Source organism: Roseovarius sp. MBR-6, assembly GCF_040547525.1.
Lineage (GTDB): Bacteria > Pseudomonadota > Alphaproteobacteria > Rhodobacterales > Rhodobacteraceae > Roseovarius.
The window spans coordinates 1-9,802 of the sequence record NZ_JBEPPW010000039.1; the positions used below are offsets into that span (position 1 = coordinate 1).

A 9,802-nucleotide genomic window follows, 5' to 3' on the forward strand; every position below is an offset into this window, starting at 1 on the left:
GCAGGGTGCGGCTGGCGCGACAGGACGGCTACATGGAGCGTCTGAACGAGACGGCACAAGATTGGGTGCCCCATGTGCGCCGGTTGCGACCCGACCTGGCTTGGGAAGACGTGGTGCGCATCATCAACGGCCCCCTGCCCGAGGCGCGGCGCTGGACCCAAAGCCGACTGCTGCGCGCTGTGAACGCCCATGTCCGCGATGGGTTCCTCCCCGCGACGGTGCTTGACCGCGCGGGCCCACGTGCGCGAGATGATCGCCTACCGGCGATTGTCGCAGCTATCAAAGGTGCGGACCCCGGCATCACGCTTCAGGCTATCTGTGATCGGCTGCAGGCGATGCGCGAACGCACACCCCGTGGGCGCACAAGCTGGCAGCCGTCATCGGTCAAGATGCTGTTGGAGCGGGCGGAGAAGCTGGGGTTGCTCGACTGAATTCAGCAGGGCTTGCCCTTGTGTCTGTGTGGCTGAACCACACCAAATCTAGAAAGAGCTTGCGCGAATCTGATAGCTCGGGCAATAGTCTCGATAAATAACGCGCGGTCACATAAAAAACGCGCCCACGAATCGAGGCAGAGATGAGCGAAGCTGAGCAGGACCTGGACATTGCCATCGGGCACTACGCAGAGCTTCTCGCGTCCAACCTTCATGCGCAACGTGCGGCCCACTTCCCTCCCGACGCCAAGAAAGTCATGCGCAGCCTGACCAGCGGCGAGGCAGCCGAGTTGCTTGGCGTCGATCATACCTACCTTCGCAAGCTTCATCGAGAGGGAAAGATCGCTGACGTCGAAACCACCGCGGGCAGTCACCGGCGATATACACTCGATGATATCTGGGAGATTCGCCACGCCCTTGAGGCAAACGCGAAGAAACCTGGAACCTACGTTCCTGGGCGTCGTGACGGTGACGAGCTTCAGATTGTCTCTGTTGTGAATTTCAAAGGCGGCTCGGGGAAAACGACGACATCCGCTCACCTTGCACAGCGCTTGGCTCTCAAGGGATATCGTGTCCTTGCGATCGATCTGGATCCCCAGGCATCCCTTTCTGCCCTGCATGGCATCCAGCCTGAGCTGGACCTGATGGAGGGTGGCACGCTGTATGACGCGGTTCGCTACGATGAACCGGTCCCGATCTCGGACGTGATCCGTAGGACCTACATCCGTGGTCTTGACCTGATTCCCGGGAACCTCGAGCTCATGGAATTCGAACATGAAACACCGGCAGCCATCCAGCGCGGCGGCGCCCGCGCATTCTTTGCCCGTGTGCGTGACGCGCTCGACAGTGTCGAAGCGGACTATGACGTCGTCGTCATCGACTGTCCGCCGCAGCTCGGTTTCTTGACCATGTCCGCCCTTTCAGCATCTTCAGGGGTGCTTGTTACAGTTCACCCGCAAATGCTCGATCTGATGTCCATGTCGCAGTTTCTGCGCATGACCGCCGATCTGCTTGGCGTCATCCGGGATGCTGGCGCAAACCTTCGCTTCGACTGGCTGCGTTTTCTGCCGACCCGCTACAAGGTGGGTGATGCCCCGCAGACCGAGGTCATTGCTTTCATCCGGGGTCTGTTCAGCAGGTCAGTCCTGACCAACCATATGGTTGAGTCGACTGCGATCTCTGATGCAGGGCTGACGAAGCAGACGCTCTATGAGGCCGACAAGAAGGACTTCACGCGTCAAACTTTCGATCGAGCAATCGAATCCATGAACGCCGTCAACGACGAGATCGCGGCGATCATCCAAAACACGTGGGGACGCAATGGCAAGAAAGCCTAAACTGGGACTGCCACTGCAGACCCTGCGCAACGCGCCCGACGCTCTTGAGGGGCGCAGGCTGCGCGGCGGCGTCTTTGAAATTGAGCCTGACCAAATCGAGACCACTGGTCGGCTCGATGACCGGCTGCAGATCGAGACAGAGGGCCTCAAGGCGTCGATTTCCAAGAACGGACAGCGAGTACCAATCCTCGTCCGGCCGCTTGAGGGTGATCGCTACAGCCTGATCTATGGCCGTCGTCGGCTGGAAGCTTGCAGAGAACTTGGGATCAAGGTCCGCGCCATTGTCACAGAGATGGAGGGCGATCAGGCGCTTCGCGATCAGCTTTTGGAAAACCAGGAGCGTCGGGATCTAAGCTTCATCGAACGCGCGCTTGTCGCAGCCGCCTTGCTTGACGGTGACCATCTGAGCGCATCCGAACGCACCAACAAGGGTGTCGCCGAGGTTCTCAATCTGACCGAGGCAGGTGTGTCGCAGCTGTTAAGCGTGGTCCGCACCGTTGGGGAGGACCTGGTCCTCGCCATCGGTGCCGCTCCGGGCATTGGTCGGCCCAGGTGGGAAGAGCTCAAGAAGTTGTTGGTAGCTACGGATGCCGATCGCGAACTGCTTGTAGCTTTGGCCGGTGAGGCCAAGACATCCTACCAAAGCGGTATTGACGAGAAATCCGATCATGCATTTTTGGCCGTCCTCTCTGCTGCAGGGAAGCCCGAACAGACCACATCCTCGTCTCGCCCTCGCGGGCGGCCCGGCACGGTGATTCCGGGGGTCGGTGCCGCCACTGTCACGACCGGACGTCGTGGAAAGCAACTCAAGCTCGAGTTGAAGGCCGAGGAGAGCGATTTTGTCAGCTGGCTTGAGGGCAACGCCCTGCAGCTGATCGCCGAGCTTCACGAGCGCTGGAAGCGTTCGGAAGACTGAGGAAGAGCAACAATCAAAAAGGAGGCACGAGACAGGCAGAAAAGAAAAAGGCCCCGAGAAGCAAGCTTCACGAGACCTTTCTTAGGTTTCGCACGGGACCAGCCCGCTACAAAACTTCAGTTTTCGCACCTCTGAATGTAGCGATCTGGCCCCTTTCCCGCAAGCGCAAAGCGATTCGCGGGCCAGGGAAATTTTGCCTTCGTGAATGAATTCATGGATTACACACCGATTTCGCCGTTTATGCGGCCGATCTCGCACGCCCATCTGCGCGTGGTCGAGCGGCCTGAGGCGTCTGTTCCCGGCAAGCCCGTCAACAAGTGGGAGATCCTCCGCGAGCTGTCCAAGGCACAGGCCGCCTTTAAGGTTTCCGAGCGCGATCTGACCGTTCTTCAGGGACTTCTCAGCTTCTTTCCGGACGATGCGCTTGGCGGGAACACCGAAATGGTCGTCTTCCCATCCAACAAGGCGATCTGCGAGCGGCTGAACGGCATGCCTTGCTCGACGATGCGCCGTCACCTCGCCCGGTTGGTGGAGGCAGGCTTGCTCATGCGGCGCGATAGCCCTAACGGGAAGCGGTATGTGCGCAAGCGTGGCGAAGATCGCGTGGCCTTCGGCTTTGATCTTTCCCCGCTCTATTGCCGGGCAGAGGAGATTGCACGGGCCGCAGAGGCTGTGCGTGAGGCTGAGGACCGTGTGCGGCGACTGAGGGAGGTGGTGAGCCTCATGCGTCGCGACCTGGCCGCTCTGGCGGAGTTCGGCGAGGAGATCCAGCCCGGGCTTGGCCTATGGGACCAGCTCAGCGATACGGCCGCCCTCACAGCCCGCGCTCTTCGCCGCAAGCTTTCGCTTGAGGATCTGTCGGCATTTCGGACTGAACTGGAGACCCTCCTTGACCAGGCGCGTAATGTAATTGATGGCCCTGAAACAGAAGAAATGAACACCAATGATGCCCATTTTGAGCGTCACCTTCATAATTCAAATAAAGACTCCATAGATCTTGAACCTGCCTTAGAAAAAGGCGGGGCGGCGGCGGGCCGCACGCCTGATATGGATACGGATGAGCCTGTGGCTGACGATGAAGAACTTGACACGAGGCGGATGCCAAAAATCCCACTCCACCTGGTGATCGCCGGCTGTCCCTCGCTCAAGACTTTCTATCAGGGCGACATTCGACACTGGCACCAACTTTTCGACGCGGCTTGTCATGTACGGCCGGCCATGGGGATCAGTGTTTCCGCTTGGGAAGAAGCGCAGCGCTGCATGGGACCAGAGCAAGCCTCGATCGTCGTCGTGGCTATGCTGGAACGTTTTTCCGACATCAGATCACCGGGTGCATACTTGCGGGCGCTGACGTCGAAGGCCGCGGCGGGCGAGTTCTCTTGCGGTCCGATGCTCATGGCTTTGATCAGTCGGCGAAGTGCGGCTTAACAGCTGTTAAGTTTCGATGTCGTCGGTGCTCAGTTTGCCTGACTTAACAGCTGTTAAGTCGCCTTTTGGCAACCATCCGATTATCGAGAGGAAAAGGAGTGTTGGTTTGAGGGTGACGGGAAGTGAGATCGGAAGAGTGGCTTCCGGCGCCCGTTGTGGAGAAGATCTGATGACGAAAGCTGTCCAGAAAATCACTCTGTCCCCGTCCCGGGATATCCCTTTCGACAAGCTGGTGCTGAGCCAGTCCAACGTGCGGCGCATCAAGGCTGGCGTGTCCGTCGAGGAACTGGCCGAAGACATCGCCCGTCGGGGTTTGTTGCAGAGCCTGAGCGTGCGGCCCGTGTTGGCTGACGATGGGACCGAGACCGGCAAGTTCGAGATCCCGGCCGGCGGCCGGCGGTTTCAAGCCTTGTCACTGCTGGTGAAGCAAAAGCGGTTGGCAAAGACCACGCCCATTCCCTGCATCGTGCGGGATGCAGGGTCCGCGATCCTCGCCGAGGACGATTCCCTTGCGGAAAACATGCAGCGCGTGGCCCTGCACCCGCTCGATCAGTTCCGCGCGTTTGTGGCGCTGCAGGACAAGGGCCAGAGCGACGCAGAGATTGCAGCGGCCTTCTTTGTCACCTCGCAGATCGTGAAGCAGCGCCTGAAACTCGCCTCCGTCGCCCCTGCCCTGCTTGAGATCTATGCCGAGGATGGCATGACACTGGAGCAGCTCATGGCCTTCACCGTGAACCCCGATCATGCGCGTCAGGTTCAGGTCTGGGATGTAATCCATTCATCCTGGAACAAGGAGCCATTCCAAATCCGGCGCATGCTGACCGAGACCTCGGTCCGGGCGTCCGACCGACGCGCGGTCTTTGTGGGTATTGAGGCCTATGAAGCGGCGGGCGGCTCGATGCTTCATGACCTCTTCCAGGGCGATGACGGTGGCTGGTTTGAGGACCCTGCCTTGCTCGATCGGCTGGTGGTGGAAAAACTCCAGGCCGAGGCTGAGACGGTTGCGGGTGAGGGCTGGAAGTGGATCGAGGTCGCACTCGACCTGCCCTACGGCTACAGCCACGGCCTGCGGTCCCTGTCAGGTGATCCCGCACCAATGACAGATGACGAAGGCGTGGCTCATGCCAAGCTGCTCGCCGAGTATCGGGCGCTGGAAGACGAATACGCGGGTCAGGATGAATTGCCTGACGAGATCGACACGCGGCTTGGCGTGTTGGAAGCGGAGATGGAAAAGATCGAGACTCGGCCGTTGATCTTCGACGCGGAGGAGATCGGGCGGGCAGGGACGTTCGTCACGCTCGACCGCTACGGTGCGCTGGCAGTCTATCGTGGCTATGTGCGTCCAGAGGATGAGCCCGTTGAGGAGGCCGCGGTCCAGGACGGTACTGATCCTGCGGCGGTGGGACAGGGGGATGAATATGATCTCGCCGATGGCCATGCCAGTGCCGCTCATGGCGGAACCGTCATCATGTCGGGTGGCCAGCCGATTGGAGCTGACTTGCCGGAGGATGAGGATGACGGGGCGCTGAAGCCACTGCCGGAGCGGTTGGTCATGGAGTTGACGGCCCACCGGACGCTGGCGCTGCGTGAAGCAATCGGGCGCTCGCCGGATGTCGCGCTGACGCTGCTGCTGCTGAAGCTGGTGACAGACACCTTCCGCACCTCCTCTGCTTCGGGAAGCTGTCTCGAGGTATCCGTGCGTCACGTCTACATGTCGGCGCAGGCGCCCGATCTGAAGGACAGCGTGGTGGCAAAGCTGGTCGACGAGCGTCACGCTGAATGGGAAGCCGATCTGCCGCTTGGCGACGATGTGGCACTCTGGGACTATCTGACGGTCCTCGACCAGGGCAGTCGGTTGGCCTTGCTGGCGCATTGCCTCAGCTTCGGCGTCAACGCGCTGCATGAAAAGGTGAACCCATACGGGGCAGGCATCTCTGCAGGTGGTCTGACCCGGCGCATGGCGCATGCCGATCTCGTGGCGCGCGCGGTGGATCTCGACATGGTCGAGGCGGGCTGGGAGCCAACGGTAGAGACCTATCTCAACCGCGTGCCCAAAGCCCGGATTCTCGAGGCCGTGCGGGAGGCGAAAGGGGAGGGGACTGCCCAGCTCCTCGATCACCTGAAGAAAGGCGAGATGGCCAGTGAAGCCGAGCGCTTGCTGAAGGGCAGCGGCTGGTTGCCCGAGGTCCTGCGCCGGAACGATCTCGTAGCGCTCGACGGTGAGGACTGTGCCGAAGGGCAGGGGGCGGATGCCGAAGTGGCTGACAGCGTCAGTGAAGCTGACCTTCCCGCATTTCTGGCGGATGACCTGCCTGCTGAAGGCGCGTCGATGCTGGCCGCGGAATAGCGTGATCCAGCAGGGGGCGGGCATTCCGCCCCCAATCACCCTATAACGTAACAATATCAATAAGATGAGTGCGATTAATCGCATTCGGAATGAGGAATCATGTCTGCAATAACCATCATCGACACCGCACCCCTCGGGGCGCTCATTCGCTACACTGACGGCAGCCCCAAGCCACCGGCACGCTTCACCAAGAAGCTGGCGGCCTGGGAGCGTTCGAACGGTGTCGGCCGCCTTGTAAAAAAGGAACCACCCCGGCCTTACCCGACATGGACGGCACCCGCGTCGTTCACGCTGCATGAAGGCAACTTCTCCTCGGACGGGGTGATCCTCGTGACCATCATGCGCAGCCATTCGGCTGACAGCGCCCTCGTTTTCGAGGTGGCCGAGGAGCCGAAGCCCGGGCAGGTGCGCGTGCTCCTCGACTTCGGCGGCAACACCGAGCTGCTGCATCTGGCGGAATCCATCACCGCGGCCGAGCTTTGGATCGCCAAGGAAGGATACCGCAACGCGCGACTTGAAATCGTCACTGATGAAGAGGGCGAAAGGGCAGGGGGCGCGGACCTGGCCGCCTGAGCCCAACTGAAACCGAGGGGCCCGCCTCAGCGCGGGCCTCTCAACCATCACAACCTTGTCCTTTGAGTTCGCGGGGCGCCAAAGGAACCATCCCCAAGGAAGGACGTCTTCAACCAAGAGCCTGCCCGGGAGGCTGGCGGCGTTAGAAGCATCAGCGGGACAATCGGCTCCTGACGTTGGGGGATCATACCCCGCTCGCCACTCCCTTCCTTGCCCCGAATTCTGTCTTCGAGATCAACCCGCGAGGGGTCGGACTACGGGCAAGCCCGTGCCGCCGGGCGGATTCGGACGAGCCGAACGCACCCGGTGATGTCAGCCAGTATTCGGGCCTTCGAGGTCCTGTCGCGCGGGGGATGGTCCCCCGCCTCCAAGACAGGAGCCAAACAGATGTCCCGCAAAGATGCACACGCCTTCGCAGCCTCCCTCGCCGCCACGCTCATGGTCTCGATCGTCGTCTTTCAGGCAGGGGATGGAACCTTCGGCGCCGTCCCCGCCGATGAAATCGACGGCGACGAGGTCGTGATCGTCTCGGAGTACGATCCCTTCGGGTGAGGCTTTGGCCTCACTTCCCGAGGGCCCGGGCACGGCGCAGGTGCGCCTCCGGGCCTATCGCCCACAGAGTGATCGGCGATGCCGATCTGAGGCACGCCGGTGTGCCACCCTGGCGCAGATCGTGGTGCGCACAGGCCGCTGGGAGCCGACCTTCACCGCGAAGCGCACGAATGGCAGCGCAAAGCAGCGGGCTGACACTACAACCATCGAAGCATCGGGAAAATTTCACTTGCCTTTAAGAAACACAACATCGTATGATGTAGAAAATCTTAAAGGGGCTGAGCATTGCCGTCATTCAACACCGTGATAGTCTCCACGCTGGTGGACGTTGAAACCCGCCTTGAGGACTTTGACGTCACTCGCCAGCAGATCATGGCTATCGGACAAACCGCCCGCGCCTATGCGGACGACGCCAGCCCCTCCATGCCGCTCAACGCGGCTGGAATGTTGTCTTACATTCACGGCGTTGGCGAACTCCGCCAGCAGCTTGTCGGTCCTGACTACGTGCCGGACAGAACTTGCGGCATTGAAGCGGTTGTAAAACGTGATCGCACTGTCCGCATTGGCTTCCAGAACGTTGATAAATGCTGTGTGAATATGCCGCCCCTGCCACGCTCCGAAAAGGGTAGTGGCGCGGAAAGCCTTTCTGGACCCGATTTGTTTGTCAACGCAGGTATGAAACCCGGCCCCCTCACCGCCGTATTGAAGGACGGTATCCGTACCTACTATGTCATGGTTGGCCTTGATGGCAGTGTGGAACTGTCTTGTCCCGTGATCGAAAAGGGTAAGTTTGTTCACTGGATGGAACGGATATACATCTATTCGCCTGACAGCGACTGGGAGGCAGACCCGCAAACCGATACCGGCCCCATTGAAGACTTCGACATCACTGTTTCCTTCAAACACTAATGTTCAACGCAGATCGTCTCAAAACAGCCCGCGAACGGCGGATGCTGACATCGAAGGGACTCGCAGAGCGCGTAGGCGTGTCTGCGGTCACTCTCTCAAAGTATGAAAACGGGCATCCGCCCGATGAAGCGACAGCGAAGCGCCTGGCGTTCGCGCTTTCCTATCCAATTGATTTCTTTTACCGAGAAGCGCCAGAGCGTATTGATACCGACGCCGTTAGCTTCCGCAGTCTGTCGCGTATGAAGGCCAAAGAGCGCCGAGCTGCAGAAGCAGCGGGATCGTTGGGAATCGAGCTTTACGAGTGGATCGACTTCCGCTTCAACCTGCCCGCCGCCGACCTTATCGACCTGAGCAAAGAGCGCAGCCGCCCGCATGTCGCTGCCCGCCTTCTGCGCCAGCATTGGGGCATAGGCGACAGGCCTATAGGAAACGTTCTCAAGCTGATCGAGTCAAAGGGTATTCGCGTCCTTTCCCTGTCGGAAGCGACCAAGCATGTTGACGCTTTCTCGTTTTGGCGCGGGGAACATCCCTATGTTTTCTTGAACCAAGAGAAGACGGCGGAACGGTCCATCTTTGATACGGCACATGAGCTTGGACACCTTGTCTTGCATCACCACGCAGGGTCGAAAGCCGACAAAGAGGCAGAGACGCAGGCCGACAGATTTGCATCGGCATTCCTCATGCCCGAAAACGACATGATGGACTATGCGCACCTTTTCACAGTTGGGCAGATCATTTCGGCCAAGAAGCGTTGGAAGGTATCGGCCATGGCCTTGGCATACCGCCTCAATTCTCTGGGCTATATCAGCGAATGGAACTACCGTTCTTTGCTGATCGAGCTTGGGAAGCGAGGCTATCGAAGCGGCGAGCCAGACGGAATCGAGCGTGAGGTTTCGACCGTGCTCGCAAAGGTCTTGGCCGCTCTTTGGTCAAAGGGCATGACTAAGGACGACATCGCTAAAGACCTTGGGATTCCTTTGGGGGAAATCGAGGCCCTTATTTTCCGACTGTCGCCAGATCAACGGGCCGTTAATGAGCCGCACAAACCGGCGCTGCGAGTGGTGAAGTAGCACTGCAAAGCCGGATCCATGAAAGTGTGACGATCACCCGATTCGGCAGTTAATTGTCCGCTCTGTCCAGCCCTGTCATTTCCCGATGCTGTTTAGAAAGGCGGTTCAGGGTCGATCGCGTCGCCCACACCCTCAACTTATGGCTAGGTGTCACATCCCGGAAGGTAGTATGGCTTCTTCCTGAACAACTGCGGCTTGAGTTTGTGCCAGTCCTTCATCGCCTGCAAGGGCGACCTGCT

The 9,802-nt window shown here is 59.8% G+C and carries 8 protein-coding genes and 1 pseudogene; all 9 read left to right on the forward strand.

The features are described 5' to 3' along the window. Positions 1-431: pseudogene (locus ABIE57_RS19805) on the forward strand (recombinase family protein); the annotation flags it as partial. A gap of 143 nt (positions 432-574) precedes the next feature. Beyond that, complete coding sequence (gene repA / locus ABIE57_RS19810) at positions 575-1,768, forward strand: plasmid partitioning protein RepA (protein ID WP_354540762.1); 1,194 nt, start codon at positions 575-577, stop codon at positions 1,766-1,768. Further along, positions 1,752-2,684: a plasmid partitioning protein RepB gene (repB, locus tag ABIE57_RS19815; RefSeq protein WP_354540763.1), complete on the forward strand. Its 933-nt coding sequence runs from the start codon at positions 1,752-1,754 to the stop codon at positions 2,682-2,684. The genes repA and repB overlap by 17 nt, the downstream gene beginning before the upstream one ends. Positions 2,685-2,897: 213 nt before the next feature. Continuing rightward, positions 2,898-4,112 carry a plasmid replication protein RepC gene (gene repC / locus ABIE57_RS19820; protein WP_354540764.1) on the forward strand — a complete coding sequence of 405 codons (1,215 nt, stop codon included), beginning with the start codon at positions 2,898-2,900 and terminating at the stop codon, positions 4,110-4,112. Between the two features lie 169 nt (positions 4,113-4,281). Continuing rightward, positions 4,282-6,459, forward strand: coding sequence for a ParB/RepB/Spo0J family partition protein (locus ABIE57_RS19825; RefSeq protein ID WP_354540765.1), 2,178 nt, complete (start codon positions 4,282-4,284; stop codon positions 6,457-6,459). Between the two features lie 99 nt (positions 6,460-6,558). Beyond that, positions 6,559-7,032, forward strand: coding sequence for a UCP036055 family protein (locus ABIE57_RS19830; protein ID WP_354540766.1), 474 nt, complete (start codon positions 6,559-6,561; stop codon positions 7,030-7,032). A 387-nt stretch (positions 7,033-7,419) separates the two neighbouring features. Next, entirely contained in the window at positions 7,420-7,584 is a 165-nt protein-coding gene (locus ABIE57_RS19835; RefSeq protein ID WP_007803240.1) for a hypothetical protein, read from the forward strand. A gap of 321 nt (positions 7,585-7,905) precedes the next feature. After that, entirely contained in the window at positions 7,906-8,493 is a 588-nt protein-coding gene (locus tag ABIE57_RS19840; RefSeq protein ID WP_354540767.1) for a hypothetical protein, read from the forward strand. Further along, on the forward strand, positions 8,493-9,563 hold the full coding sequence (locus ABIE57_RS19845) for a helix-turn-helix domain-containing protein (RefSeq protein WP_354540768.1): 1,071 nt from the start codon (positions 8,493-8,495) through the stop codon (positions 9,561-9,563). Before ABIE57_RS19840 ends, ABIE57_RS19845 begins: the two co-directional genes overlap by 1 nt. Positions 9,564-9,802: the final 239 nt, after the last annotated feature.